This is a genomic window from Sphingobacterium nematocida (genome assembly GCF_900168125.1).
GTDB classification, from domain to species: domain Bacteria; phylum Bacteroidota; class Bacteroidia; order Sphingobacteriales; family Sphingobacteriaceae; genus Sphingobacterium; species Sphingobacterium nematocida.
Genome location: NZ_FUZF01000019.1, coordinates 1 through 26,016, shown reverse-complemented (window position 1 = coordinate 26,016; position 26,016 = coordinate 1). Strand labels below are relative to the sequence as shown.

General features: G+C 38.6%; 24 protein-coding genes, 2 tRNA genes and 1 pseudogene. 12 read left to right on the top strand and 15 right to left on the bottom strand.

Features of this window, described 5'->3' with window-relative positions; translation table 11 throughout:
* On the top strand, positions 1-1,104 hold the full coding sequence (locus B5X76_RS17455) for a TlpA disulfide reductase family protein (RefSeq protein ID WP_079645138.1): 1,104 nt from the start codon (positions 1-3) through the stop codon (positions 1,102-1,104).
* Positions 1,105-1,209: 105 nt separating this feature from the next.
* Positions 1,210-1,899, top strand: a complete 690-nt coding sequence (locus B5X76_RS17450; protein ID WP_079645137.1) for a response regulator transcription factor — start codon at positions 1,210-1,212, stop codon at positions 1,897-1,899.
* Between the two features lie 59 nt (positions 1,900-1,958).
* Here B5X76_RS17450 and B5X76_RS17445 read toward each other — a convergent pair whose 3' ends face one another.
* Both B5X76_RS17445 and folK read right to left on the bottom strand, forming a co-directional pair.
* Complete coding sequence (locus B5X76_RS17445) at positions 1,959-2,327, bottom strand: Hpt domain-containing protein (protein WP_079645136.1); 369 nt, start codon at positions 2,325-2,327, stop codon at positions 1,959-1,961.
* 17 nt (positions 2,328-2,344) lie between these two features.
* Positions 2,345-2,830, bottom strand: a complete 486-nt coding sequence (gene folK, locus B5X76_RS17440) for a 2-amino-4-hydroxy-6-hydroxymethyldihydropteridine diphosphokinase (RefSeq protein ID WP_079645135.1) — start codon at positions 2,828-2,830, stop codon at positions 2,345-2,347.
* A 212-nt stretch (positions 2,831-3,042) separates the two neighbouring features.
* Here folK and sppA point away from each other — a divergent pair, with 212 nt between their 5' ends.
* Complete coding sequence (gene sppA, locus B5X76_RS17435) at positions 3,043-4,806, top strand: signal peptide peptidase SppA (protein ID WP_079645134.1); 1,764 nt, start codon at positions 3,043-3,045, stop codon at positions 4,804-4,806.
* 87 nt (positions 4,807-4,893) lie between these two features.
* Positions 4,894-6,084: a phosphoglycerate kinase gene (locus tag B5X76_RS17430; RefSeq protein WP_079645133.1), complete on the top strand. Its 1,191-nt coding sequence runs from the start codon at positions 4,894-4,896 to the stop codon at positions 6,082-6,084.
* A 154-nt stretch (positions 6,085-6,238) separates the two neighbouring features.
* Here the strand turns inward: B5X76_RS17430 and B5X76_RS17425 are convergent, their stop codons facing one another.
* Positions 6,239-6,418, bottom strand: a complete 180-nt coding sequence (locus B5X76_RS17425; RefSeq protein WP_079645132.1) for a spore protein — start codon at positions 6,416-6,418, stop codon at positions 6,239-6,241.
* Positions 6,419-6,451: 33 nt separating this feature from the next.
* Positions 6,452-6,522, bottom strand: a tRNA-Cys gene (locus B5X76_RS17420).
* A 318-nt stretch (positions 6,523-6,840) separates the two neighbouring features.
* Here B5X76_RS17420 and B5X76_RS17415 point away from each other — a divergent pair.
* Together B5X76_RS17415 and lipA are read left to right on the top strand one after the other, a co-directional pair.
* Positions 6,841-7,476: a porin family protein gene (locus tag B5X76_RS17415; RefSeq protein ID WP_079645131.1), complete on the top strand. Its 636-nt coding sequence runs from the start codon at positions 6,841-6,843 to the stop codon at positions 7,474-7,476.
* Positions 7,477-7,603: 127 nt separating this feature from the next.
* Positions 7,604-8,485: a lipoyl synthase gene (gene lipA, locus B5X76_RS17410; protein WP_079645129.1), complete on the top strand. Its 882-nt coding sequence runs from the start codon at positions 7,604-7,606 to the stop codon at positions 8,483-8,485.
* A gap of 43 nt (positions 8,486-8,528) precedes the next feature.
* On the opposite strand, the gene B5X76_RS17405 is transcribed toward lipA, so the two are convergent.
* From B5X76_RS17405 to B5X76_RS17390, 4 genes are all read right to left on the bottom strand, one after another.
* Positions 8,529-10,187, bottom strand: coding sequence for an amidohydrolase (locus B5X76_RS17405; RefSeq protein WP_079645128.1), 1,659 nt, complete (start codon positions 10,185-10,187; stop codon positions 8,529-8,531).
* A 303-nt stretch (positions 10,188-10,490) separates the two neighbouring features.
* Positions 10,491-11,045, bottom strand: a complete 555-nt coding sequence (locus B5X76_RS17400) for a NifU family protein (RefSeq protein ID WP_079645126.1) — start codon at positions 11,043-11,045, stop codon at positions 10,491-10,493.
* Between the two features lie 94 nt (positions 11,046-11,139).
* Positions 11,140-12,489, bottom strand: coding sequence for an adenylosuccinate lyase (gene purB / locus B5X76_RS17395; protein ID WP_079645124.1), 1,350 nt, complete (start codon positions 12,487-12,489; stop codon positions 11,140-11,142).
* A 233-nt stretch (positions 12,490-12,722) separates the two neighbouring features.
* Entirely contained in the window at positions 12,723-12,944 is a 222-nt protein-coding gene (locus B5X76_RS17390) for a hypothetical protein (protein ID WP_079645123.1), read from the bottom strand.
* A gap of 237 nt (positions 12,945-13,181) precedes the next feature.
* Here B5X76_RS17390 and B5X76_RS17385 point away from each other — a divergent pair, with 237 nt between their 5' ends.
* Together B5X76_RS17385 and B5X76_RS17380 are read left to right on the top strand one after the other, a co-directional pair.
* A complete protein-coding gene (locus B5X76_RS17385; protein WP_079645121.1) occupies positions 13,182-14,531 on the top strand; it encodes an acyl-CoA dehydrogenase family protein in 1,350 nt (449 codons plus the stop codon).
* 133 nt (positions 14,532-14,664) lie between these two features.
* Positions 14,665-15,453 carry a M48 family metallopeptidase gene (locus tag B5X76_RS17380; protein ID WP_079645119.1) on the top strand — a complete coding sequence of 263 codons (789 nt, stop codon included), beginning with the start codon at positions 14,665-14,667 and terminating at the stop codon, positions 15,451-15,453.
* 57 nt (positions 15,454-15,510) lie between these two features.
* On the opposite strand, the gene yidC is transcribed toward B5X76_RS17380, so the two are convergent.
* From yidC to rplS, 5 genes are all read right to left on the bottom strand, one after another.
* Positions 15,511-17,313, bottom strand: coding sequence for a membrane protein insertase YidC (yidC, locus tag B5X76_RS17375; RefSeq protein ID WP_079645117.1), 1,803 nt, complete (start codon positions 17,311-17,313; stop codon positions 15,511-15,513).
* A gap of 64 nt (positions 17,314-17,377) precedes the next feature.
* Positions 17,378-18,994, bottom strand: coding sequence for a CTP synthase (locus B5X76_RS17370; RefSeq protein WP_079645115.1), 1,617 nt, complete (start codon positions 18,992-18,994; stop codon positions 17,378-17,380).
* Between the two features lie 199 nt (positions 18,995-19,193).
* Positions 19,194-20,270 (bottom strand): family 10 glycosylhydrolase, encoded by a 1,077-nt coding sequence (locus B5X76_RS17365; protein ID WP_079645113.1) that lies wholly within the window; start codon positions 20,268-20,270, stop codon positions 19,194-19,196.
* Between the two features lie 95 nt (positions 20,271-20,365).
* On the bottom strand, positions 20,366-21,472 hold the full coding sequence (locus B5X76_RS17360) for a carbohydrate-binding family 9-like protein (protein ID WP_079645111.1): 1,107 nt from the start codon (positions 21,470-21,472) through the stop codon (positions 20,366-20,368).
* A gap of 152 nt (positions 21,473-21,624) precedes the next feature.
* Positions 21,625-21,978: a 50S ribosomal protein L19 gene (gene rplS, locus B5X76_RS17355; RefSeq protein WP_079645109.1), complete on the bottom strand. Its 354-nt coding sequence runs from the start codon at positions 21,976-21,978 to the stop codon at positions 21,625-21,627.
* Between the two features lie 304 nt (positions 21,979-22,282).
* Between rplS and B5X76_RS17350 the strand changes: the two genes are divergently transcribed.
* Together B5X76_RS17350 and B5X76_RS17345 are read left to right on the top strand one after the other, a co-directional pair.
* Positions 22,283-22,356, top strand: a tRNA-Pro gene (locus tag B5X76_RS17350).
* 197 nt (positions 22,357-22,553) lie between these two features.
* Positions 22,554-23,180 carry a hypothetical protein gene (locus B5X76_RS17345; RefSeq protein WP_079645107.1) on the top strand — a complete coding sequence of 209 codons (627 nt, stop codon included), beginning with the start codon at positions 22,554-22,556 and terminating at the stop codon, positions 23,178-23,180.
* Between the two features lie 65 nt (positions 23,181-23,245).
* On the opposite strand, the gene arsC is transcribed toward B5X76_RS17345, so the two are convergent.
* Entirely contained in the window at positions 23,246-23,614 is a 369-nt protein-coding gene (gene arsC, locus B5X76_RS17340) for an arsenate reductase (glutaredoxin) (RefSeq protein ID WP_079645106.1), read from the bottom strand.
* Positions 23,615-23,620: 6 nt separating this feature from the next.
* On the bottom strand, positions 23,621-24,079 hold the full coding sequence (locus tag B5X76_RS17335; protein WP_079645104.1) for an Lrp/AsnC family transcriptional regulator: 459 nt from the start codon (positions 24,077-24,079) through the stop codon (positions 23,621-23,623).
* A 201-nt stretch (positions 24,080-24,280) separates the two neighbouring features.
* Between B5X76_RS17335 and B5X76_RS17330 the strand changes: the two genes are divergently transcribed.
* Positions 24,281-25,357, top strand: a complete 1,077-nt coding sequence (locus tag B5X76_RS17330; protein WP_176141120.1) for a PLP-dependent cysteine synthase family protein — start codon at positions 24,281-24,283, stop codon at positions 25,355-25,357.
* A 125-nt stretch (positions 25,358-25,482) separates the two neighbouring features.
* Positions 25,483-26,016, top strand: a pseudogene (locus B5X76_RS22305) (cytochrome c biogenesis protein CcdA); the annotation flags it as partial.

Genomic DNA, 26,016 nt, shown 5'->3' with positions numbered 1-26,016 from the left:
ATGAACAAGTTTTGCGTTTTTCTATTTTCCATTGTTGGAATTGGGCTATGGGGCTGCTCTAATAAGGAAACTATCGCTATTTCAGGCGAAATTTTGAATCCAGGAAATGTTAAAGTTGTAGCGTTTTATGAAGGCGATCGTAAGCTGGATTCTGTTTTCTTGAGCGATCAAAATAAATTTAAGTTTGAAAGAGCAGCAACGCAACCACGTCTATTGACATTGGAAGTGGGGAAAAATAGATATCCGGTTATTATTTCTCCTGGGGAAAATCTGATTTTTAGTTCGGATCTTCAGAATAGCCCTGAAACTTATCAAGTGGATGGTTCGGAGCTTTCTACAGTATTACGGGGTTTTGCCCCTATAAAACAACGCAAAGAGTTTCTTGAGGATTCATTACAAGGTGATTTTGTAAAGCGGATGGTCAACAAGACTGAGGCAGAAATTGAAAGCCTACGTGCAGATTATATGGCGCAGTACCGTAATGAAATGGCTTCTTTCACGCAACAGGCAACAGCTTTTGCTAAAGTAAATAAGGATAATTTGGCGGGATTTTACGCGATGAGTAGCCTCGATCCAGATGTTGCAGAGAACGAATTGATTGCTTATGTTGATGGGCTGGGGGAGAACTTTTCGGATAATGGAACAGTGACACAATTTAAAGAAGAAGTAGCTAAACTGCGAAAACTGGCTATAGGTCAGCCGGCGCCTGAAATTGTGGCCTACACCCCAGATAATAAGACGGTCAAGCTTTCGGATTTTAAAGGGAAGTATGTGCTCGTAGATTTTTGGGCTTCCTGGTGTGTGCCTTGTCGTAAGGAAAATCCAAATATTGTACGAGTTTACAATAGCTATAAGGATAAGAACTTTACAGTTCTCGGGGTTTCTCTTGACAATAACCCCGGCTCATGGATGCGCGCAGTAGAAGATGATAAGTTAACATGGACCAATATCTCTGATCTTAAAGCTTGGAGTTCTGATCTCGTGATAAATTATCGGATTAAAGCTATTCCTGCTTCCGTTATCGTAGATCCTGCTGGTAATATCGTAGGAAAAAATTTGAGAGGGACAGATCTAGAAACATTCTTGAAGCAGACATTGAATTAGACGAAGTTTATTAATTTATTAAGTTATTTTTAATAGTTAATAATTTCATAACATTTGATTAACTTTATCTTACCATAAAGTACATACTTTAGCAAAAAAACTAATATGAGCGCCAAGCAAAAAATACTTGTGGTGGATGATGAGCAAGATATCTTAGATCTCATTTCCTACAATTTAAATAAGGAAGGCTACCAGGTCTACACTGCATCTAATGGAAAACTAGCAATTGAAAAAGCAAAAGAGGTTAGTCCTGATCTAATAATCTTAGATGTAATGATGCCTGTAATGGATGGTATAGAGGCTTGTAGAATCATGCGTTCGTTGCCTGAATTCAAACATACCTTTATGGTGTTCTTGACAGCCAGAAGTGAAGAGTATTCTGAAATAGCTGGTTTTCATGTAGGAGCAGATGATTATATCGCCAAACCGATCAAGCCTAGAGCTTTGATGTCTAGAATTAATGCGATCTTAAGACGAAATTCGCAAGAGTCTATCGACGAACCTACGGATAAATTAGAGATAGCAGATTTAGTGATCGACAGGGATTCTTTTTTGGTGTATCGTGGTGAAGATAAAATCGTGCTAGCAAAGAAGGAATTTGAATTATTGTATCTACTGGCCTCAAAACCGAATAAAGTGTACACCCGCGAACAGATATTAAAAGCTATTTGGGAAGATTCTGTCGTAGTCACCAACAGGACTATCGATGTTCATATCCGAAAACTTCGTGAGAAAATAGGTGACAATTATGTGTCAACAGTCAAAGGCGTAGGATATAAGTTTGATCTTAGCTAGTTGTACTTAGCTAAGTAGGTATGAAAGGGTAAAATTATAAATTCTTATAATTTTACCCTTTATTCTTTTATAGTGTCTTCGATTTCTTTCGAAAAGGAATTTAATTCTTCAATCATCAATTGGAAAATAGGTTTTATTTCCTCAAATTTTTCCTGTATCAATTCAATGTTAAGATTAGATTTACTCATATTCTCTAAATCTTGGAAGGCCATTCGTAGAGAAGATGCACCAATGTATTCCATCGTTGGTTTGATATGGTGCGCATTGTCGCCTATTGCTCGTATGTCGTTCTTGGTAAAGCTCAGTTCTAATGTTTGAAAATCGATAGGGCTTTGTTGCAGATAAATTGCAATAAACTGTTTTATCATTTCGGAATTCCCCATCATTGATTTGTGGATGGTCTCTGGTTTTATGATTTTGTAGTTCATAGTACAGTTTTTTTATGTTATTGTCCCACTCTATTGACAGATAGTCTGTCTTCAGATATCGCTAATAATTGTCTTGTAGTCTTTAACAAGACTGGGTGCTGGTAGTCCTCAGCGATCTCGCAAAGGGGAATCAATACGAAATTCCTAAATTGTAATAGGGGATGTGGGATGCTGAGATTTTCAGATTCATAGATCTCGTCATTAAAATATATAATATCAATGTCGATCAGTCTAGCTCCCCATTTTTCTAGACGTACCCGCCCCAATTCTATCTCTATTTCCTGGCAAATTCTAAGGGACTCTTGTTTGTCAAGATTTGTCTGTATGATCAAAGCTTGGTTATAGAATAGAGGTTGGTCTTCGACACCCCATCCCTGTGATTCATAAATAGAAGATTCACTAATTACCGGACCAATTTTATCCTTCAAAAGGATTGATGCCTTTGCGAGCTGAGCTATAGGACTTCCTAAATTGGCCCCCAATAAAATGTAGATTTTATTCATGCGCTACTAAAATACGATATTGATGCTTTATATTCTGCAAAATCAATTTAATACACTAAATTTAGTCTGTAAAAAGATTATTTATGAAATATCCATGTTTGGAAAACACAAACACCCATGAATATTCCATCCCGACCAGTCGGGACAAGTTAATGACAATTAAAGAACAAACCGATCCGCCAGCTGGCGGATCATAAAGTAATTATTTACGTATGAATTTTTTTAAACAAGTGCTAGCCACTATCACGGGGATACTAATTACTAGTATCATCTTATTCTTTCTGTTTTTGGTGTTTATTGGTGTTTTGGTTCAACAATCTTCACAGCCTACTACGACTGTTGCTCCGGCCAAATCGGTTTTATACCTTTCGCTAGATTACAATATTGTGGAGAAAACAGAGAGTAACCCGCTTGGAGATTTAAATCTTCCGCTGTATAATGTAGAGAAGTCAATCGGCCTAAACGACATAATTGCACGTATCAAGGCAGCTAAGACAGACGATAATATAAAAGGGATATATCTAAATCCAGCCTCGGTAGGTGTGGGGTTTGCCAGTCTCAGGGCCATAAGGGATGCGTTGTTGGATTTTAAAGAATCTAAAAAGTTTATCATAGCTTATAGTGAGGGGTATTCTCAGAAGGCCTATTATTTATCTACAGTTGCAGATAGTATTTATATCAATCCACAAGGATCGTTGGATTTTCGAGGACTTAGTTCATCCGTGGTATTTATGAAGGAAGCAATGGACAAGTTGGGAGTAGAAATGCAAGTTATTAAAGTCGGTACATATAAATCCGCTGTGGAACCGTTCATGCTTAATGAAATGAGTCCAGCCAACCGGGAGCAAGTTACCTCGTATTTGGGTAGTATATACGATTCTTTTTTAGTCGATATTGCAAACTCAAGAAAGCAATCTGTTGATTCTTTAAAAGGTATTGCAGATGAATACCGTATTCGAAATGCAGACGATGCTGTTCGATATAAATTTGTCGATGGTAAGTTGTATAAAGACGAACTGCTTAGTGAACTGAAAAAACGTTTAGATGTCGCTGAAGATAAAGATATCTCCTCGATATCAATATTGAATTATAGCGGTAGTTCGAAGGTGAATTCTTCTGCAGCTAAGATAGCGGTGCTATATGCTTATGGAGATATTGTAGACGGCGAAGGAACTGTCGGACAGATTGGGGGGGATAAATTATCTCGGCAGATACGCAAATTACGACGTGATAAAGATATTAAAGCGGTAGTACTACGGGTTAATTCCGGAGGAGGATCTGCTTTAGCGTCGGATATCATATGGAGAGAGGTCGAGCTTACCAAAAAAGAGAAACCTGTTATTGTATCTATGGGAGACTACGCTGCGTCTGGAGGTTATTATATTGCTGCTGCTGCAGATTCTATTTTTGCAGAGTCAAATACATTAACCGGATCTATCGGTGTTTTTGGTCTAATTCCTAATTTCAAAGGCTTATTAAACAATAAGCTCGGTATTCACATCGATGAAGTAAATACAGGTAAATTCTCAAGTTTAATGTCTAATCCAGATAAACCTCTATCGGCCGAGGAGCGTTCGATAATACAAATGGAGGTAAACAGGACTTATTCTACGTTTATGGAACGGGTTGCGAATGGAAGGAAGATGCCCGTTGCTGAGGTAGATAGTATCGGTCAAGGTAGGGTATGGACAGGAAAGCAAGCGCTTGAACTGGGATTGGTGGATGCGATTGGTAATTTACAACGTGCCATTACAGCTGCTGCGGGTAAAGCGAAGCTGAAGGATTACCAAATTCTAGAGCTTCCAGAAAAAGAAGAGCCCTTCGCAAGTATACTATCATCTTCAAAAGATAAGGTTAAAATGTGGTTATTTGGTGAAGAGCTGGGAGAGTACCAGAAATATTTACTAGATGTGAGCAAAGTGTTAAAAAATACAGGTATACAAGCCAGATTGCCATATAGTATAGAAATTTATTAATCTGTTTTTTTAATGGCGTACTGGTGAATGCAAAGCATTTTTTCTAAGTTTACGTCTTAAATCAACTTAATTCTAAAAAATATTCGAATGAAAACAATTGACGATTTAAATTTTTCTGGTAAGAAGGCATTAATCCGCGTTGACTTTAATGTTCCTTTTGATGAAAATTTTAATATTACTGATGATAATAGGATACAAGGCGCTACGCCAACAATTAAGAAAATTCTTAACGATGGCGGATCTGTTGTATTAATGTCCCACTTGGGTAGACCAAAAGAGGGATCGGCCGACAAATACTCGTTGAAGCATATTGTGTCTCATCTTTCTAAAGTGTTAGGCGTGGAGGTGCAATTTGCGAATGATTGTATTGGAGCAGAAGCTGTTGAAAAAGCTGCAAACCTAAAAGCCGGAGAGGTGTTATTATTGGAGAATCTCCGCTTTTACAAGGAGGAAGAAAAGGGAGATGTAGCATTTGCTGAAAAACTAGCTCAATTAGGAGATGTATATGTAAATGATGCATTTGGTACTGCGCACCGTGCACACGCATCTACTGCCATCATCGCACAGTTTTTTCCTGCCGCCAAGTACTTTGGATATCTAATGGCTGGAGAATTAAATAATGCAGAGAAAGTCCTTAATCATCCGAATAGACCTTTTACGGCAATCATGGGGGGAGCTAAGGTTTCTGATAAAATACAGTTGATTGAAGCGCTTTTAGACAAGGTTGATAATCTTATCATCGGTGGTGGTATGGCTTATACCTTTGTTAAAGCTAGAGGTGGCGAGATCGGTAAGTCTCTAGTGGAGTTGGATAAATTAGATCTAGCTAATGAATTGATAAAAAAAGCAGAGGAGAAAGGGGTTAATTTGGTGTTGCCAACAGACGCGCAGATTGCTGATGGCTTCTCTAACGACGCAAATACATATGATGGTCCTAATGATCAGATTCCGGCTGATCGTGAAGGATTAGATATTGGTGCCGAGTCATCTAGACATTTTGCAGAAGTAATTTCTGCGTCCAATACCTTATTGTGGAATGGACCGATGGGGGTTTTTGAATTTGATACTTTCGCTAAAGGTACAAAAGCTGTTGCTGATGCGGTGGTAGCAGCGACGGAACGCGGCGCTTTTTCTTTGATCGGTGGTGGAGATTCTGCTGCTGCGGTAGCAAAATTTGGCATGACCGAACATGTTAGTTATGTGAGTACAGGTGGAGGAGCATTGCTGGAGTATATGGAAGGGAAGGAACTTCCAGGAGTTGCTGCAATCAACGGATAAGAAAAAAATAGATATTCTGCTTAACGTCATTTCGATTAAACTATGCTGATTAATCGAAATGACGTTTTTTTATGTTATTATTTCCATGATGAAGGGATAAAATAAAAGGGATACATCATTGATGTATCCCTTTTATTTTATCTTTAAATGGAGCTTATTTAGCTTCTGTAGCTAATTTATTTAAGATCTCGTCATTTTTAGTAATTTGGCTATGCTTAGGCATTTTAGAACGTGAACCTAGTTCAATGTTACGACCTAAACTTAGAAACTGAACTTCAACACGTGAAACAGTTTTGTTTCTTCTATCTTTTCTTTTTAAACGTGTAACTCCCATTTTATTATAATATTTTATTGTATGTTGAAAACGAGGTCGGAAGCGGATTCGAACCGCTGTAGGAGGTTTTGCAGACCTCAGCCTAGCCACTCGGCCATCCGACCCTTTTACCCTTACTGGGCATGCAAAAGTAATGTTAAAAATTGAAAAAGCAAAATTAATTATAAAAACCTTTAGAACGAAAAGATAACCAGACCGCGTGCTTTGGTACATGTCGGTAGGGTGTATAATTTTTTGTAGAAAGATGTTTACTTTTTTTATGCTTTAAGTGCTCCTAAGAAGAGATTGAGCACGGTAGTTGGGATAGGCTGGTGGTTCTATCTTAAGTAATATTTAAGTTTGGTATCAAATTTGAATAGATAGTCCGTGATAGGGTTGTCTGTTCAACCCCATATATTAAAAAGAGTATTAAAATAAACGTTATGAAAAAAGTTTTACTAACATTAGGAGTAGCATTATTGACAGCAGTTGGAGCACAAGCTCAAGTTAGTTATGGTTTAAAAGCCGGTGTTAACTTAGGTAAGTTTAGTAATGTTCCTGATGCAGTTAAGGATTATCAAAAGAATAACACTTCGTTCTATGTGACAGGGTTTGCTGATTTACCGGTAGCGTCACAATTTTCTATTCAGCCTGGAATCTCGTTACAAGGTAAGGGAGAGAAATTCAAATATGATGGTAATAATCTAGATGGATCTTCAAGTACAAATTTGATGTCAATTGAAATTCCGGTTAACGCTGTTTATTACATTCCTACTGGTTCTTCTGGTTCGGTATTCCTAGGAGCAGGCCCATATGTAGGTTTCAATGTTTCTGGTAAAGATAAGTGGGATGGTACCACACCTATAGGCTCTGCATCAGGCGACTCGGACGTTAAGTTCGGTTCTGCAGACGATGAAACGAAACGTGTAGAAGCAGGAGCAAACTTTATGGCCGGTTATAAATTGTCAAATGGATTTTTAATTAATGCAGGGTATGGTTTAGGCTTGACAGCATTGAATAATAGTGGCGATAGCAGATCAAACCGCGTGTTATCATTTGGAGTTGGTTTCCAATTCTAATCTATACAAACGTATAACAGCAGCCCTTTGGACAAAATCCAAGGGGCTTTTTGTTTTAAAGTGAATATGATACAAGACTAACAAATCTTGTCTGTTAGATTAAGCGAATAATATTTATCTTTGTGCTATGATAGAATTACCTGTTATACCCGTGAATCCAACTCAGCGTAAACCCGATTGGTTACGTGTGAAACTTCCAGTAGGGAAAGAGTACAGACATGTGCGTAGCTTAGTCGATGAGCATAAGCTTCATACAATTTGTGAAAGTGGGAACTGTCCGAACATGGGAGAGTGTTGGGGAGCTGGTACGGCGACTTTCATGATTTTGGGTAATATCTGCACACGCTCCTGCTCGTTTTGTGCGGTAGCAACTGGAAGACCTCTTCCGGTAGATGTAGATGAACCAAATAGAGTTGCTACTTCGGTGAAGCTGATGGGGGTCAAACACTGTGTAATTACTTCAGTCGATCGTGATGATTTGAAGGACGGTGGTTCAACAATTTGGGCAGAGACAATCCTAGCCATTCGTAAGGAAAGTCCAGAGACAACATTGGAAACATTATTGCCTGATTTTAAGGGGCAGTGGGATAATTTAGACCGTGTTATAGCAGTGAGACCAGAAGTGGTGTCGCACAACCTAGAGACTGTTCGTCGTCTTACTCGAGAGGTACGTATCCAAGCTAAATATGATCGTTCGTTGGAATGTCTACGTCGTATTTCAGAAGCTGGCTTAAGAACCAAATCAGGAATTATGCTAGGCTTAGGTGAAACCGAGGAAGATGTTATTGAAGCTATGCAGGATTTGTATAATGTAGGCGTGCATATTTTGACTTTGGGTCAGTATCTACAACCTACAAAAGCACACCATCCTGTTGTTGATTGGGTTACGCCTGCACAATTTGATAAATATAAAGAGATTGGTCTGAAAATGGGATTTAAATATGTAGAGTCCGGACCATTAGTCCGTTCGTCTTATCATGCTGAAAAGCACCTGTTCGATATGCAATAAAATTATATGGTACAGAATATAAAAAATGGAGATAACGAACTTGTTATCTCCATTTTTTGTTGTTGTTTATATTGGTAAACACAGTTTCACCAGCAATGACTGTACGTAAAGTTTTTACTTTTCGTAGCTCCTCGGCAGGAATTTCCATGATATCTTTTTCTAGAATTACAAAGTCGGCATCTTTGCCCTTCTCTATGGAACCTCTCTTTTTCTCCTGAAAACAAGAATAAGCTGCCCATATAGTCATCCCACGCAATGCCTCTTCTCTGGATAATGCATTTTCAAATTGAAAGCCCCCCAGTGGAAAGCCCTCTTTATCCACACGCGCTACAGCTGCATGGAATCCATAAAGAGGGTTGAAATGTTCTATTGGAAAATCCGAACCTATCGCTACCTTTCCATATTGCTTTAACAAGTCTTTATAGGCATAAGCACCTTTAATTCGTTCCTCACCAAGTCTTTGTGTTGCCCAATACATATCTGAGGTAGCGTGTGTGGGTTGTATGGATGGTATAATTTGGAATGTGTTGAATTTTGCGAAGTCATTCGCTGCGATGATTTGTGCATGTTCAATACGCCACCTTCTTGCCTTATTATCGCTAAGGTATTTGCCATATAAGTCTAATATTAATCGGTTTGCGGAGTCGCCAATGGCGTGTATATTGACCTGAAACTTACTGTCGGCTAACTTTTTGATAGCATCATCGAATTGTTGTGCTGTGTGTAAGAGAAATCCTTTTGTCTGTGCGTCATGATAATCTTCAAGAAGGCATGCTCCCCTCGAGCCTAATGCGCCATCTGCCAATAGTTTTATGGATTTTATGGTTAACCGGTCACTATCAAATGGGTCTTCTTTGATATAACGATCGACCTGAGTAGGTTCCGCAAGAATCATTGCATAATCTCTGATTTTTAATAAATTTTTCGAATAAAAAGTCTTCAAAAAATCGATTTGCTCATCCGTGAGTCCTGCGTCTACAATGCTCGTCAATCCTACAGCAAAAAGAGAATCTTGTGCCTGTTGCAGAATTTTTAATGTATTGGATTCGTCGTACTTTGGAAGGTGCTTACTCACTAAGGTCATGGCATTATCAATAAGTAATCCGTCAGGTTTGCCGTTTGTGTCTTTGGAAATAAGCCCTCCTTGCACGTCGTACACCGAGTCCAGATGTGCAGTTCGTAATGCAGCAGAATTGACTAGGGCTGCATGATAGTCAACACGCAAGAGGTAAATTGGGATATCTGGGAAATATTTGTCCAAACTGTCTTTTGTTGGGAATGCTTTGTTCGCCCAAAGGTTTTGATCCCATCCTCCTCCCACGATCCACTTCTTATCTGGATGGGTGTTTCTGTATTTCTTTAATCTATCTACAATCTCATCCATAGATTTAGCACCGTTGAGATCGACCTCCTGAAACAGATTTGCAAGGTCGAAGTAGTGCGCATGTGCGTCATAGAATCCAGGGTAGACAGGCGATAGGTTGGCATCTATGGTTTCTTTTGCTTTGTAACGTCGCAGGATATCCTTTGAGGAGCCTATATCTATAAAAATGCCATTTTTTACAGCAAATGCCTCTTTTATACTAAACGTCGAGTCTACACTATATATCTTAGCGTTATATACGATAAGATCTACTTCCGTATTACTGGTACAACGTGTGAATAAAAACGCAACTAAAAGAATAAAAAAGGTATATTTCATAAGTATATAATTATCTTCGATGAGCTCGCAAGCTCGGTTTGATTTTCAATTGCCATATGGAATATCCAAACACTATTATGCACGAATTGTTGTATTTGGTGTGCATGCTGCATCGCGGTCATTCGTATTTGTGTAGTCTGTAAAATATGGATATTTCATAACTGGTTGTTTTTAGATACTTTCTCTTAAAAATACTCTTTTTTTGTGATAATAAAAATTGATGGCTCGCAAAGTAGTAGTCTAAAGACAAAGAGCTCAATGTTTATGTCATTGAGCTCTTTCGTATCTTATATTGAGGATAGATTATAATGCTTCCGCAACAACTTCCTGTACTTCTGGTACCATGCGTTTGAGGAGTCCTTCTATTCCAGCTTTCAGTGTGATAGTTGAAGAAGGGCAACCACTGCAAGAACCTCTTAATTCTACGGTGACAACACCTTCTTGAAAGGATTTGTATGCAATAGCACCTCCGTCTTGCTCTACAGCTGGACGGACATAGTCGTGTAGTACCTGTTGGATTTTTATTTCAGTTTCAGTTCCCTCAAAGGAAACATTTTCGTCACTGATAACTTCCTGTACTTTCAGCTCGGATTCTACAGCACCTTTAACAAAGTCTTTCAATAGGGCTTCGATATCTTCCCATTCAGCATCTTCTGATTTTGTGATCGTAACGAAATTACTTGCGAAGAATACGCCATTTACAAAATTGAATTTGAACAATTCTCTAGCGAATGGAGACTCCTGAGCTTTTTCTCTATCTGGATAGTCCACACTACCATTGATAAGTAATTTGTTGACCAAAAACTTCATGGTTGCTGGATTTGGTGTACTTTCAGTATATACGTTTATTGTAGCCATTGTTTCTATTTTATTGCTTCAAAGATAGTGTATATGTGTTTGATACTCGTCATTATTTCGTAAAACCTAAAAAGCATATATAATCTAAGCCCAGTTACAGCGAGACTCCCGTGTAATTCGATGGGCTTATATTCTTAATTTCTTGCTTTACCTCCTCAGATACGTTAAGATTGTCGACAAATGTGGCGATAGTATCTTGCGAGACCTGTGTGTTTGTTCGAGTAAGGTCTTTTAGAGCCTCGTAGGGCTTAGGGTATCCTTCACGACGCAAGATTGTTTGAATAGCCTCGGCTACTACAGCCCAATTGTTTTCTAAATCTTTTTGAAGAGCTGTTTCATTCAGAATTAACTTGCCTAATCCTCTTAACGTGGATTTGATTGCTATTAAAGTATGTGCCATTGGAACTCCGATATTCCGAAGTACTGTAGAATCAGTGAGGTCGCGTTGCAATCTCGAAATAGGTAATTTCGCTGCTAAATGCTCGAATAAAGCATTTGCAAGTCCAAGATTACCTTCTGCATTTTCAAAGTCTATTGGATTTACTTTGTGAGGCATCGCCGATGAGCCGATCTGTCCCGCTGTGATCTTTTGTTTGAAATAATCCATCGAGATGTAGGTCCAAATATCACGGCATAGGTCGATCAGGATATTGTTGATACGTTTTAATGCATCACAGCTAGCAGCGAAGTTGTCGTAATGTTCGATTTGGGTAGTTGTTTGAGAGCGGTCTAAACCAAGTTGTTCGTTTACAAAGCTATTTCCAAAGGCAACCCAGTCATGTGTTGGGTAGGCTACAAAATGTGCGTTAAAATTACCCGTTGCTCCTCCGAATTTTGCAGAATGGGACACTGTTTTTAGATTGGCAATCTGCTTTTCTATTCTTTCGGTGAAAACTTTAATCTCCTTACCTAGACGAGTGGGTGAAGCCGGTTGTCCATGGGTACGGGCTAGCATAGCTATGTCTTTCCATTGCTCTGCAAGACTACTTAATTCACGGACTACATTTTCAATACTCGGTAGGTAGACCTTATTCAAGGCTTCTTTCCAGGAATACGGGATTGCTGTATTATTGATATCTTGAGACGTTAACCCAAAGTGAATGAATTCTAACGAGTCATGTAGACCTAATTTTTCAAATTCGTTTTTTAGAAAATATTCAACTGCTTTGACGTCATGATTTGTTACTTTCTCTGTGTCTTTGATCCATTGAGCATCCTCCAATGTGAATTCTTGGTAAATTCTACGAAGCTTTTCATTAAGAGATCCATCAAAGTGTGCTAATTGAGGAATCCCCGATTGGGTTAGAGCAATGAAATATTCTACTTCGACCAATACACGATATTTGATTAATGCAAATTCGGAGAAGTAGTTCGAAAGTTCTTGGGTGCTATTGTGGTATCGTCCGTCGATAGGAGTGACGGCTGTTAGTGCTGATAGTGTCATTATATGTGAAAATTAAAAAAGTCAAATATATTTCAAAGATGATCCCGCAGTTGTTGGATCGGTTAAAGCTAGGGTGTTATACTTTACATAAAGTAATGCAAGTTATTGTCTTGCCGAACCCAGTTTTGCAAAAATACAAAAAGAAGAAGTTTTTTTAGAATTATAGACCAACAAAAAAGCCTGTGTCATTAAGAACACAGGCCTTTGTAGGAGTATTTTAACTCTTTTTCGGATTATTGAGCGTTTTTAGTAGAATCGATAACTTGTGCAGTTGAATCGATTACTTTGTTAGCTGAATCAGCAACATTGTTGATTGAATCAGTAAGAGCGCCAGCTGTTGAATCAACGATTCCTTTTAAAGAATCAGCAGTTTCTTCAGTTTTAGAAGCGTTGTTACCACATGAAGCTACTGTTAAAGCTAATGCTAAAAATCCGAATGCGAATAAATTTTTCATCTTTTTAATTTTCTATTTAATTGAAACAAATATTGTTTTTATATCCTTTAATACCGGTAACCTGAAAAGGTAACCCAAAAAATAAAAATTTTTTATTTTAATATTAACGCCTTGATTTACAGTTGTTAAAAATGTTTAAATTTTTATTTCGGATGCAAATATAGTATTGTTTTGTTGAAATGCAACAATAAAAAACTATTTTAATTTAAAAATGTTGTTATTCTATAAATAGAGCTTATGTTAGGAAAGATTAAGAATATATTTAAACTCATAAAAACAGTTGATTTTGAGCAGATTGAGAAGATTTCTAAGAAAGTAGATCTTTCGGAAGTAATGAATGCCGTTTCTAAAATGGATGAAAAGCAACTGCAGATGGCGATGAAATTGTTGACCGGAAATAAGAAAAAGAAAGATCCGCCACCTATTGATGCCGATTTTTACGACGTATCCGAAAAATTGTCAGCCGAAGATCGTGCGCTTCAGTTACGGATTCGTTCCTTTCTGGAAGCAGAAATAAAGCCTATAGTAAACAAGTATTGGCTACATGATGAGTTTCCGTTCGAAATAATTCCTAAACTGGCTGAGTTAAATGTATGTGGATATGTATACCAAGGATATGGATGTGCGGGAGGTACATCCCTAATGGATGGTATCATTGCTAGTGAGTTTGGCCGCATAGACCCTTCCATAGCGACTTTTCTAGGTGTTCAAAGTGGACTGGCCATGGGATCTATATATATGTGCGGATCTGATGCCCAAAAAGAAGAATGGCTTCCTAAAATGCAACAGTTAAAAATTATCGGTGCATTCGGCTTGACAGAGCCAGAAGTAGGTTCTGGAACCGCCGGAGGCTTAACAACGACTTGTAGACGTACAGCTAACGGGTGGGTGTTGAACGGACAAAAAAAATGGATCGGAAATTCTACATTCTCTGATATTACCATCATCTGGGCTAGAGATTTGGACGATAATCAAGTCAAAGGATTTATTGTAAGAAAGGATAACCCTGGTTTCTCCGTTGAAAAAATAAAGGGGAAGATGGCTTTACGGATCGTACAAAATGGATTAATTACTATGAAGGATTGCTTGGTTCCAGAGTCGGATCGATTACCTCACGCACAGTCTTTCAAAGATACTGCAAAGGTATTGCAGATGACACGAGCAGGAGTTGCATGGATGGCGGTAGGCTGCGCTCGTGGTGCTTACGAGAATGCATTGGCCTATACGCTCGAGAGGGAGCAGTTTGGCAAACCTATTGCATCTTTTCAATTGATTCAAAACCATCTGGTAGAGATGTTGTCCAATTTAACGGCTATGCAGACTTTGGTTTTTCGTCTTTCGGAGTTACAGGACGAAGGAAAACTGAAAGACGAGCACGCTTCTTTGGCCAAGGTGTTCTGTACGCTGCGCACCCGTGATATTGTGTCACGAGCTAGGGAGGTCATGGGGGGTAATGGGATTCTTCTGGAATATAATGTTGCTCGTTTTCTGGCGGATGCAGAAGCTATTTATTCCTATGAAGGTACAAAAGAAATCAACTCCTTAATTGTGGGACGAAGTATTACCGGGTATAGTGCTTTTGTGTAATTGCTGTTAGATCTCTGAGTTTCATTTTCAGTTGTCTTTTGGTATGTTTATTGTAACAGATTTGTTAATAACAGATCAATTTGGTTGTCATCTTCTGTGGAGCGCTGACAATCGAAGAACTAATTAAATACATATGAACGTAACTAAAACATTGTTGACCGCGGCGCTTATTGGGCTAGGGACTTATGCCGCTCAAGCTCAAATCAAGATTAACACGAAATCTATCGGATCTGCTGCAAAAGCTGTAAAGGCAGCGACATTATCCAATGAAGATGTAATCAGCTATACAAAAGAGTATATTAATTGGATGGATGCTAATAATCCAGTTGCACCTGCGGACAATGAGTTGGCTCAGCGTTTGGTGAAACTAACTTCAGGATTAACCAATTACGATGGACAAAATCTTAATTTTAAAGTTTATTTGGTACGGGATGTCAATGCCTTTGCTTGTGCGGATGGTAGTGTAAGGGTCTGTGCCGGATTAATGGAGTCTATGACAGATAATGAGGTTTTGGGCGTCATTGGACACGAGATAGGCCATGTTAAGAATCAAGATTCCAAAGATGCATTTCGGACAGCATTACTTACTTCAGCATTAAAAGACGGTGTTTCTTCACAAGGTGGTACAGCAGCGGCGCTATCCGATTCGCAGTTGGGCGAGGTAGGGGAGCAGGTCGCGAACATGAGCTTTTCGCGCAAGCAGGAGAGTATGGCCGACGAGTATGGCTATCAGTTTTTGAAAGCAAATAATATCAACCCATGGTACATGGCTATGGCATTTGAACGATTGGTTGAGTTGTCCGGTGGTGGTAAAGAAAGCTTTACTAAAAAATTGTTCTCATCACATCCAGATACCGAAAAACGTGTAGCAGAGATGGGCAAGCGTGCAGAGAAAGATGGATTTAAAAAACCAGAAAAATAAGCGCAGCGTTTAGCTGAAAAAAGAGAGGCATCTAATTTAGATGCCTCTCTTTTTATGTTATTTTTTCTTAGCTTGTTGGGCTGTTTGTTGTTGCCTCATCATTTCTTCCATTTTTGTCTGGAACGATGATTTTTTAGCTACTTTAGGGTTTTTCTGATTTTCTTCCAACTTCGCTAATATCTTTTCATCATCGATGGATTGACGAATAATGAATTGCGTTAAGAAGGTGAAAACAGCTCCTAAGAAATAGTAGTAGTTTAATCCTGAAGGGAAGCTATTCAACATAAAGAAGAATAACAACGGCATGATGTAGCCTATATACTTCATTTGATTACCCATACCGGAAGTTGCTCCAGAGGTCGCATTGTTATACCAAGTTGTCAGTAGGGTTACTGCGGTCATCAACACACACATCAATGAAATGTGATTGATTCCGAAGATAGGACTAAAGGTGATGAATGTATCGTACGTAGATAAATCCTTCATCCAAAGAAAACTTTGTCCTCGCAATTCGAATAAATTCGGGAAGAAGAAGAAGAAAGCGAGGGTAAAAGGCATCTGCAATAACATGGGTAGACAGCCTCCTAATGGATTAACACCCGCCTGTTTATACAGTTTCATTTGTTCCTGTTGTAACAACATCGGATTATCCTCTCCAACTTTTTCTTTTATCTGGTCTAACTGTGGTTTTAAAACACGCATCTTAGCCATAGAAAGGTAAGACTTACGTGTTAATGGGAACATGGCACCTTTTAAAAGTAAGGTTAAGATTAAGATCACGATACCATAGCTCATATGGTAACCGTCTAAGAAATCAAACAACGGCACAGTAATGAATCTGTTGATCCAGCCCATAGGCCCCCATCCCATATTGATAATCTTTTCGTAATTGTTGCCTTCAGCTTTTAATGTTTTATACTGATTAGGACCGAAGAAGAAGCTAAATTCAAAATGATTGTTTGACTGTGTGTTAAAAGCTAATTCAGCCGTTGTTTTATAATTTTTAACAACATTTTCTTGGTCTGAGAAAGTGACCTTTAAATTCGTGTTTTCGAAAGCTTGCTTTGAGGACAGGATAGAAGAGAAGAAGTGCTGTTTGAATGCAATCCATTCTACTTTCGTTTTTTCTACTTTTTCTTCTTCATCACCCGTTTCAGATAGATGGTCTATAGTACCTTCCGTGTCCTTGAAAAAGATCGTAGACTTTTCACGTTCAGATTTTATGTTTTGCTCTTTTTGAAGCAGATTGGTCTCCCAATCCAAAAGAATTGTTTTTTGTTTTACATCAATTAGGTTCTGAATACCAACAGCATTGACCTGTAGAGCTAAGTTGTATCCATTTTGTAACGAATAACTATATTCAAGGTATTGGTTGTCATTGTATTTCAGACGGAATGATGCCGTATTTTGGGAAGATGCGTTAAGCGCAAAATACAGATCATTAGTATTGATGTTCTGACCACTTGCATTAAAAAGAAAACCAAAATTATTATTATCGCCTTCAAGAAGATAAAGTGGAGCACCGTCAAAATTCTTTTCGCCTTTGAGCTGTACCGATTTTACTTTTCCTCCTTTAGAAGATAAATGAACAATTAATTGTTCATTTTCTAAGGTGATTAATTGCTCTTGTCCGACTTTAGCTGTGCCAAAAGGCTTACTTAGTGCCGCTGAATCGAGTAGCTCGTTTGTTTTAGAAGTAGCTAGCGTGTCGGTCGGCGCTATGCCATTTTCTGCATTTTTTCGGGAATCCTGAAGTTTTTGCTCGTTTTTGAGTTCTTGTTCTGTAGGTTTTAAAAAATAAAATGAACCTGCAAAAATTGCAAAAATCAGCACTAGTCCTATAATGTTATTTCTATCCATCTATTATAAATTATTCCATTTCTATTTTTCTCTTTCTGCTTTTTGTCAATTAGAATAAAGCGGATTACTTCGTAACCACTTTCTTGTTTGCCAAAGAAGCGGCTACAAAACTAACAAAAAGTGGGTGAGGATTTGCAACAGTTGACTTTAATTCTGGATGAAATTGTCCTGCAACAAAGAATGGATGGTCTTTAAGTTCTACTATTTCTACCAATCCGGTTTCTGGATTGAATCCAGAGGCTATCATTCCTGCCTTTTCATAGTCTTTTAAATAGGCATTATTGAATTCATAGCGGTGGCGGTGACGTTCTGAGATCTTTGTCTTACCGTATATGGCAAAAGCTTTTGTCCCCTTTTTGATATCGCAGTCGTATGCTCCTAAGCGCATCGTTCCACCCATGTTTGTAATGTTCTTTTGTTCTTCCATCAAATTAATGACAGGGTATGGTGTGTTCTCGTCCATCTCGAAGCTGTTCGCTCCCGTCAATCCCAGTACATTACGGCCAAATTCAATAACGGCACATTGCATACCTAAGCAAATTCCGAAGAAAGGGATTTTGTTCTCTCGAACATATTTAATCGTTGTTAGTTTTCCTTCTAGTCCACGTTCGCCAAATCCTGGAGCGACTAATACACCGTCCAGACCTTTTAATTTGTCTACCACATTCTCAGGAGACACGCTTTCTGCAGCTATGTATTTAACTTTTACCTTCGTCTCATTTGCAGATCCTGCATGGATGAATCCTTCTACGATTGATTTGTAGGCATCAGGGAGTTCAACATATTTACCGACTAAACCGATATTGACTTCGGTGGTTGGGTTTTTAAGACGACCAAGGAATGTTTTCCAGTTGTCCAAATCTGGTTCATTCTTAGTTGAAAGCTTCAGTTTAGTCAATACCGTTTTGTCCAACTGTTCTTTCAGCATCAATAATGGTACATCGTAAATGGTAGATGCATCGATCGATTCAACTACGGCATTTATGTTTACATTGCAAAATAGAGCCAGTTTTTTGCGGATCTCCGGTGTCAGTTTATGTTCTGTGCGACATACTAAAATATCAGGTTGTACACCATATTCTAATAAGGTCTTTACAGAATGCTGTGTAGGTTTAGTCTTTAACTCACCAGCTGCAGCAAGATAAGGTACTAGAGTTAGATGGATAACTAAAGAATCATTGTTGCCTAATTCCCAACGGAGCTGACGTACAGCCTCTATAAAAGGAAGAGACTCGATATCACCAACTGTGCCACCTAATTCTGTAATGATGATATCATACCCGCCATTTTGCCCCAAAAGCTGCATGCGACGTTTTATCTCATCTGTAATATGTGGGATGACCTGGACGGTTTTTCCGAGGTAAGCGCCTTCTCTTTCTTTTTCAATAACGTGCTTGTAGATACGGCCTGTAGTAACATTGTTTGCTTGAGACGTAGGGACATTTAAAAAGCGCTCGTAGTGACCTAAATCCAAATCGGTCTCGGCACCATCTTCTGTAACATAGCACTCGCCATGTTCATAGGGATTAAGTGTTCCTGGATCGATGTTGATGTAAGGGTCGAACTTTTGAATGGTAACTTTAAAGCCACGTGCTTGTAAAAGTTTAGCAAGGGAAGCTGCAATAATACCTTTCCCTAACGACGAGGTTACGCCGCCCGTAACAAAGATGTATTTAGTCATAGCAATTAATGGAATTTTCTACGAAAGATGAATGAAATTAGTATCCAAACATCTGCCTTATGTACGGGGTACAAAGATACTATATTTTTCGGGATTGGAGTTATTTAAAAAATAATCTTGAAATTTATTAACGCTATCTGTTCTAAGAATGGACTGTGTATTGGGGCAAAGCCAATACACAGAAATATAAAAATGTTTCTTAACGAATAGATTGTAACAAAGCGATAGTTTGCGCATCAAAATCCGTCTCGCCAAATAGAGAGATACCTGCAGCTCCGTTTTCTTTAGCCAGAACTATGCCTTGTTTGAGTTCCGTTAAGTTTTTGAAATCAGGTAGATATAGGCCAGCATAAAGCGGGAATTTGCCATGGAGCCCTTCTACGCCCTCAGCGACTGCCGTGCCTATCCAGTGTATAGGTTCTTTGTAGAAGCCATGGTAGATCATAGGGAATACCCCGGATAAGTTCCAGTTTGTCCAGTCTTGTCTCACAATGCGACGAGCTAGATCTGGCGTAGGGAATACGGCAGCTGTAACGGGCTTCTTATAGTCTTTAGCAGCGTCACAAATTCTATTTACCACTTTGTTGATCTGCCTGTATCGGAATGATCTCCACGAAAGACTCTGTTCTGGACGTTCTACTTTGTCGATGTCTATACCGGTTTCTTTCAGGAAAGCATCTTTGCTGAATTTGCTGTAGCAAAAGTCATAATCAGCCAGTTCTGTGGATTGGTCTAGATTGTAGTTGCCCCAGAGGTTGACCGGAAGTACCACGTCCGGATACCGAATATAGTCAAGGTGTAGTCCATCCACATCTTCTTTCTCCAACTGTTCTCGGGCTTTCTCTTCGAGATATTTTGGTACATCGGGATGAGATGGGCACAGAAAACGATAGTAATCCACATAAGGAGGATTGGTGGCGCAGGATTTACCCGATCTACTGACAGCGTAGTATTCTGGATGTGCATTTAGTAATTCTTTTTCACCGCGGTTCATGGTCCACATCCAGCGATGTGTTTCTAAGCCGTATTGTTTTGCCAATTGAAAATGTTTGGGAATATAGCTCTCGAAAAATATCCCACGTACACCAGCATCTTTGTAACTTTGATATCTTTTCTTTAGTACAGATTCTGATTCAGACGCATTGGGGCGCGCCCATAACCAAAAATCAAATAATAATGGTGTAGACTGATCCTTTGCCAGTAGTTGCTGTGGCGTAAGTTGTAATGAAGCCAACCCCAGGCCGGCAGCTTTAATGAAGTTTCTTCTACTATTCATATGTTTATAACCTGTTTTTTATTTGACATTAACTTATTCCGACTGGTCGGGATAAAATGTCCAACGTGTTTTTATCTGTGTTTTTGTAGATTCTGCTACATGGATATTTCATCAGATATGGTATAATTGCCAAAGTTGTCTATGGTAACTTTGAGGTGATTATTTGTATCCGTTAACTCTATTTTGTAAAGTGTCTTGCTTTTATTGATGGTTATAGTGTGTTTAATGCCTGCCATCTTGCTTTTCAGAACTTTGTCGAAGCCAGGTAATGACTCTAATTTTCCACTATACTTTGCACGGGTGCTTTGGGAATATAGTTGTTGAAGATAATAAATATCCCAAGCGACTTGTTCGATTCGATGTGATTTTGCTAGATCGTTGGTTTTCACGTTATCCGTAAACTGAATGTATCCCCATTTTTCGGGATAATGCATATTGATTATTCCTATGGGAGACCACACCCAGTTATCTTCTGCTAATCGTTTTCCGTTTTCTACTTTTCGTTTGTATTGTCCATTTTGGATCGAGTGTTGCCATTGTACCCTTGAAAAATTGATATGCCAAAAGTCATTAACCTTTGGGGTGGAGGTTCTTCCGAATGAACTTATAGATGTAAAAGGTATAGCCATCTCGACACTCCAATATTGGTCTATGTCATTGGGATTGTTCAGGGTGCCCTCTATATGTACCGCAGATTTTAGATTTTTGACATCCCAGTGCATGATAGCCTCGCCCCCTAGCCGGTAGGGTTTTGCCATCATGAGATCCATAATTGTGTTTAGTGCATTCACTTCAATCTCATAATATAAAGACTGATGTTCGCTCGGTTTTATGAATACCTCGAAATCATTATCGTGGTAGATAATAGCATCATGCTCTGTCAAGGTGCCCCATATATGAGGTTCCTCTAATTGTGCATAGATGTAAAGGTATTTGTCATCCCATAGCATTTTTACCTTGGTGTCGAATCTTGGTTTAGGTTTAATATTCCCTTCAATATCGACAAAGTCGTCTGACCAAAGAGCCTCTTCCCAGGCAGCTTCGTTAGCTATGCCATCGATGAGAATAGGTTCTTGTGTTTTTTTTGCTGCATATATCTTCGGAGAAGACTGCATGTTTAAGATTTGCGCAAGATTTTCCTGACCATAGGTATATGCTCCGATGGTTAAGAAAGCGATGAGTGTATAAAAAGGTTTTAGCATAATCAATAATCGGTATGAATATACGTAATAAACCTGTTTTAAATATTAAAATGTTGAATTAATTTAGCGAAACTGTTGGGCGAGGGGCAACAAAAAAAGGATGCAAACATTGTTTGCATCCTTTTTTTGCTTTACTATATCGTAAATCTAAATTATTTAGAAATACGTTTAGATTTGATACGAGCTGCTTTACCAGTAAGTCCACGTAAGTAAAATAACTTAGCGCGACGAACTTTACCGTAGCTGTTTATTTCAATTTTATCAATGTTCGGAGAGTTTGCAGGGAAAATACGTTCTACCCCAATACCGTTAGAGATTTTACGAACGGTAAAAGTAGCGTTAACACCTACGCTGTTTAATTGAATGACTACACCTTGGTACACCTGAACACGCTCTTTGTTTCCTTCGCGAATTTTATAATGCACGCTGATGGTATCTCCTGCTTTGAAAGCGGGAATCTCATTCTTTACGACCGCTTGTTCTTCTACAAATTTTACTAAATCCATGATTTTGAGTAATTATAAACGATTTATATCCTGTAAAAATCGGAATGCAATATTACAGCTTTTTTATTTAATTTAAAAATCTTTTTTAAAAATCTTCTACTCCGATCCTCAGAGCGAGTGCAAAGGTATAAAAAAAAAATAAACTAGACGATAAAGGGCTTTGATTATTTTCCACAACTGGATACCCGTTGTTTGTAAAAATATCTTACACCAAATCAGTATGTTAGTTTGTTTATGAAAAAAAGTACTTGTTTTAATTGTAAAACGATGTATATTTGCATCACTTTCAAAGGTGATACCTTTTCGGGGTGTAGCGTAGCCCGGTATCGCGCCACATTTGGGATGTGGAGGTCGTAGGTTCGAATCCTGCCACCCCGACACAAAAAGCTCTAACAAAAGTTAGGGCTTTTTTCGTTTACAAGGGGCAAGGAAGAGAATCTGGGGTTCAATTAGCCCCGCGGTCCTAGCCCTCCTATAAAAACCACTGGTTTCGGGGATTCTTTTCGATGCGTTGTCTGCTTAGTTTTGCTTTAGTAATTTATTGATGAAGAATTAAAAACTAAAATGATAAGAAAATGAAAAAGCAACTATTGACAATCGCCGTACTTTCCTCTTTATTATTTGCGGCCTGTGGTGACAGTAACAAGAAGGCTACTGATAATACACAGACTACGCAGGAGAACGGTAAAACTGAATCCAGGCCTGCTACAGGTGAGTCTGAAAAATCTGCGAACTTCTTGACGGATCGTGACGCTTTGAAGGCTGCCGAAACACAATTGAAAGAAATGGCTAAATTAAAAGGTAAAGATATTCAGGTTTTTCAAAATATTCATTTTTACGAGGATGGTCGTGTGCAGTTGGCTCTTCAAGACCCGACGAAGCCGGAGAATATTGATGATTATCTGTTCCAAGGTGGCAAATGGCAGGAACCCCAACCGGTTCAGATTTCTGGTGGAGGAGATATGAAATCAAATGTATTTTCTTTGAATAGTCTGAAATTTGAGACCGTAGCTGATATTTATAAACAATTGGAAGAAAAATCCAAAGATGTAGAAGGAGCAAAGATTGATGGTCATATTTACTATAATCTGAATGTGATGAAGCAAGAAGGACAGTGGATGACGGGTGTGCAGGGGACACGGGGGCAATATTCAGGATACTTTAATGCAGACGGAAGTTTAAAAGAGTTTAAGAAAAATTAAGGTTGTTTGATTTATAATGTTTGTAAAGAGGATGCTATTATTAGTATCCTCTTGTTGTTTTATATTTAAGACGTTTCTTTCAGAAGATCTACTAATCTTTCGATAGGACGACCGATGATTGCCTGATTGTCTCTGATGACGATTGGACGTTCAATAAGTATAGGGTGTTGCAGCATGATTTCAATCCATTGTTCATCACTTGCTACCATGTTCTTATATTGCTCCTGAAATAGGGGTTCATTGGTACGGATGAGATCGTAGGGTTTTAGTTTGAGCAACGTTAATATGTTCTTTAGTTCTTCTGTATCCAGTGTTCCGTCTAGATAAGATACGATCTCGGGATTTACTCCATTTTTGTCCAAAAGTTGTAGTGCAGCACAGCTTTTACTGCACATTTCGTTATGGTATATCTTAATAGTGGATTTTGCTTTCATTTGCTATTAGAAGGAGTAAGCAGTTTCACTCTTTGTTTCTGAGAGTACGAAATAGGTTTGTACTGTACTTACGTGAGGGAGTACGGCTAGTTTATGTCTTAAAAATAAGTGATAGGCATCCATATCTTTGGTGGCTATACGTAACATGAAGTCGTACGAGCCAGCCATTTGGTAACATTCCATTACTTCTGGAAATTTGGCTACTTCCCGTTCAAACTCATTGAGAACTTCATAGGTGTGTGCTTTTAAAAATACCTGTGAGAAAGAAATTAGCCCAATTCCTATTTTGTGTCGATCTAGTATAGCGACAGTTTTTCTGATATATCCCGCTGCTTTAAGTTTTTTTACTCTTTCATGTACGGCGGCTATAGATTTATGTAGCTTTAGTGATAATTCCTTGTTGCTAAGGGTCGCATCCTCTTGAAGTAACTTAAGGAGCTTCATATCCGTTTGATCCAATTCCATTACGTATTTTTTTTGGTGACGCCGCTAAATTACTATTTTAATCTGTATTTTTTATTGGTTTTGTTTTTGTATTCGATAAAAATTATCGATTTGATTGTGTTGTGTTGAATATTATTTTGTTTTGTTGGAATTTTGTGCTGTTTGGTAGAAAGGCCATATTATATTCGAAAATATCTAAAAATATAATTTATTAAATAAATAATGATAGAGGAAACTACTTTCAGTAAATGTTTATCACCAGAATTGGAAAGTCGCTTTAAGCATTTGTGGTGTTTAGTTGGGAATACACCTATGCTAGAATTGCAATATGTGTACAAAGGTAAGCCGGGTAAGATCTATGTGAAGTGTGAGAATTATAATCTTACTGGAAGTATCAAAGATCGTATGGCGTTGTACATCCTTTATAAGGCATATACGAATGGCGATATCAAATCGACAGATATGATTGTAGAAGCTACTAGTGGTAACACAGGGATTGCGTTCTCTGCTATTGGTAAGGCTTTAGGGCATGACGTAAAAATCATTATGCCAAATTGGTTGAGTAAAGAGCGTATCGATATTATCAAAAGTATGGGGGCGGAGATTCAATTGATTAGTAAAGAAGAAGGTGGTTTTCTTGGAAGTATCAGTCTTAGCGAAGAGCTTGCTGCTCAAGGTGGAGTGTTCTTGCCTAGACAATTTGAAAATGAATACAACGCAGAAGCACATGAACTTACCACTGGTAAAGAAATTGCATTGCAATTAGCTTCCAAAGGATTGGTGGCGGATGCTTTTGTAGCCGGTGTAGGTACAGGAGGTACAGTTATGGGAGTGGGTAAGCAATTGAAAAACTATAATCCTGCTGTTAAAATACATCCTTTAGAACCACAGGAAAGTCCTACTTTGACTACTGGTTATAAAGTAGGAGCGCACCGCATTCAAGGTATTTCAGATGAATTTATACCTGCCATTGTTAAATTGGATGAGTTAGATTCTGTAGTTTGTGCCTCTGATGGAGATTCAATCATTATGGCTCAAAAATTAGCGGGTCAGCTGGGACTGGCTGTTGGTATTTCTTCGGGTGCAAATGTAATCGGTGCGATCAAGTTGAAAGAAGAATTGGGTGACGACGCAGTTGTGGTTACACTTTTGTGTGATGATAATAAAAAATATTTAAGTACTGATCTTGTTAAAGAACAGCCTGTTAAAGAGGGTTATATCTCTACAGGATTGAATTTTTCTGGATTCCAACCTATTGCGCGTTTAGAAAAGCCTTTGTTCGGATCGAACATGTTATAAGAATTTGTTTCAACCTAAATTTATTTAGGTGTTGTTTGTGTTTGTGTGGTAAACCGGGGTTTTCGGATCCCGGTGGTCCTCACTTAAGTTGGTTTAATAAAAACTAATCTCTTTAAGCTAAAATTATGAAAGCATTATTGTATGTTTTTTCTATTCTGTTACTGCTATTTTCAGGGGTAGCTATCGGCCAAGAGGCGGATAGTCTGGCTGATGTTTCAGGTCTTACATTTACCGATGGTAGTGTATCGGACAGTTCTCAAGGGAGCGAAGTGCCTGAAGAGCTAGTATTCTCTGATGGACAAGATACTACACAGCTAGATAGTACCGCTGTACAGAGCGAAACGGCCGGTGCTGTGCCTACAAATGGTGCTTCTACCGAAGACAAATCCATGTGGGGAATCTTTATAGCCGGTCTTTTAGGCGGATTTGCGGCATTCTTTATGCCCTGTATCTTTCCTATGGTACCACTTACGGTCAGCTTCTTTACCAAGAAGTCGGGCAGCCGCTCCAAAGCGATATCCCAGGCCTTTCTCTACGGATTATTTATTATCGTAATCTATGTCGCTCTGGGGATGTTGATCACCATAGCATTTGGTCCGGAAGCATTGAATGAACTGTCTACAAACGGGATATTCAACTTCTTTTTCTTTCTTCTACTG

What these genes read in the sequence shown, in the direction of transcription:
- B5X76_RS17455 (WP_079645138.1), top strand. Translation starts at nt 1, where the DNA reads ATGAACAAGTTTTGCGTTTTTCTATTTTCCATTGTTGGAATTGGGCTA.
- B5X76_RS17450 (WP_079645137.1), top strand. Translation starts at nt 1,210, where the DNA reads ATGAGCGCCAAGCAAAAAATACTTGTGGTGGATGATGAGCAAGATATC.
- B5X76_RS17445 (WP_079645136.1), bottom strand. Translation starts at nt 2,327, where the DNA reads ATGAACTACAAAATCATAAAACCAGAGACCATCCACAAATCAATGATG.
- folK (WP_079645135.1), bottom strand. Translation starts at nt 2,830, where the DNA reads ATGAATAAAATCTACATTTTATTGGGGGCCAATTTAGGAAGTCCTATA.
- sppA (WP_079645134.1), top strand. Translation starts at nt 3,043, where the DNA reads ATGAATTTTTTTAAACAAGTGCTAGCCACTATCACGGGGATACTAATT.
- B5X76_RS17430 (WP_079645133.1), top strand. Translation starts at nt 4,894, where the DNA reads ATGAAAACAATTGACGATTTAAATTTTTCTGGTAAGAAGGCATTAATC.
- B5X76_RS17425 (WP_079645132.1), bottom strand. Translation starts at nt 6,418, where the DNA reads ATGGGAGTTACACGTTTAAAAAGAAAAGATAGAAGAAACAAAACTGTT.
- B5X76_RS17415 (WP_079645131.1), top strand. Translation starts at nt 6,841, where the DNA reads ATGAAAAAAGTTTTACTAACATTAGGAGTAGCATTATTGACAGCAGTT.
- lipA (WP_079645129.1), top strand. Translation starts at nt 7,604, where the DNA reads ATGATAGAATTACCTGTTATACCCGTGAATCCAACTCAGCGTAAACCC.
- B5X76_RS17405 (WP_079645128.1), bottom strand. Translation starts at nt 10,187, where the DNA reads ATGAAATATACCTTTTTTATTCTTTTAGTTGCGTTTTTATTCACACGT.
- B5X76_RS17400 (WP_079645126.1), bottom strand. Translation starts at nt 11,045, where the DNA reads ATGGCTACAATAAACGTATATACTGAAAGTACACCAAATCCAGCAACC.
- purB (WP_079645124.1), bottom strand. Translation starts at nt 12,489, where the DNA reads ATGACACTATCAGCACTAACAGCCGTCACTCCTATCGACGGACGATAC.
- B5X76_RS17390 (WP_079645123.1), bottom strand. Translation starts at nt 12,944, where the DNA reads ATGAAAAATTTATTCGCATTCGGATTTTTAGCATTAGCTTTAACAGTA.
- B5X76_RS17385 (WP_079645121.1), top strand. Translation starts at nt 13,182, where the DNA reads ATGTTAGGAAAGATTAAGAATATATTTAAACTCATAAAAACAGTTGAT.
- B5X76_RS17380 (WP_079645119.1), top strand. Translation starts at nt 14,665, where the DNA reads ATGAACGTAACTAAAACATTGTTGACCGCGGCGCTTATTGGGCTAGGG.
- yidC (WP_079645117.1), bottom strand. Translation starts at nt 17,313, where the DNA reads ATGGATAGAAATAACATTATAGGACTAGTGCTGATTTTTGCAATTTTT.
- B5X76_RS17370 (WP_079645115.1), bottom strand. Translation starts at nt 18,994, where the DNA reads ATGACTAAATACATCTTTGTTACGGGCGGCGTAACCTCGTCGTTAGGG.
- B5X76_RS17365 (WP_079645113.1), bottom strand. Translation starts at nt 20,270, where the DNA reads ATGAATAGTAGAAGAAACTTCATTAAAGCTGCCGGCCTGGGGTTGGCT.
- B5X76_RS17360 (WP_079645111.1), bottom strand. Translation starts at nt 21,472, where the DNA reads ATGCTAAAACCTTTTTATACACTCATCGCTTTCTTAACCATCGGAGCA.
- rplS (WP_079645109.1), bottom strand. Translation starts at nt 21,978, where the DNA reads ATGGATTTAGTAAAATTTGTAGAAGAACAAGCGGTCGTAAAGAATGAG.
- B5X76_RS17345 (WP_079645107.1), top strand. Translation starts at nt 22,554, where the DNA reads ATGAAAAAGCAACTATTGACAATCGCCGTACTTTCCTCTTTATTATTT.
- arsC (WP_079645106.1), bottom strand. Translation starts at nt 23,614, where the DNA reads ATGAAAGCAAAATCCACTATTAAGATATACCATAACGAAATGTGCAGT.
- B5X76_RS17335 (WP_079645104.1), bottom strand. Translation starts at nt 24,079, where the DNA reads ATGGAATTGGATCAAACGGATATGAAGCTCCTTAAGTTACTTCAAGAG.
- B5X76_RS17330 (WP_176141120.1), top strand. Translation starts at nt 24,281, where the DNA reads ATGATAGAGGAAACTACTTTCAGTAAATGTTTATCACCAGAATTGGAA.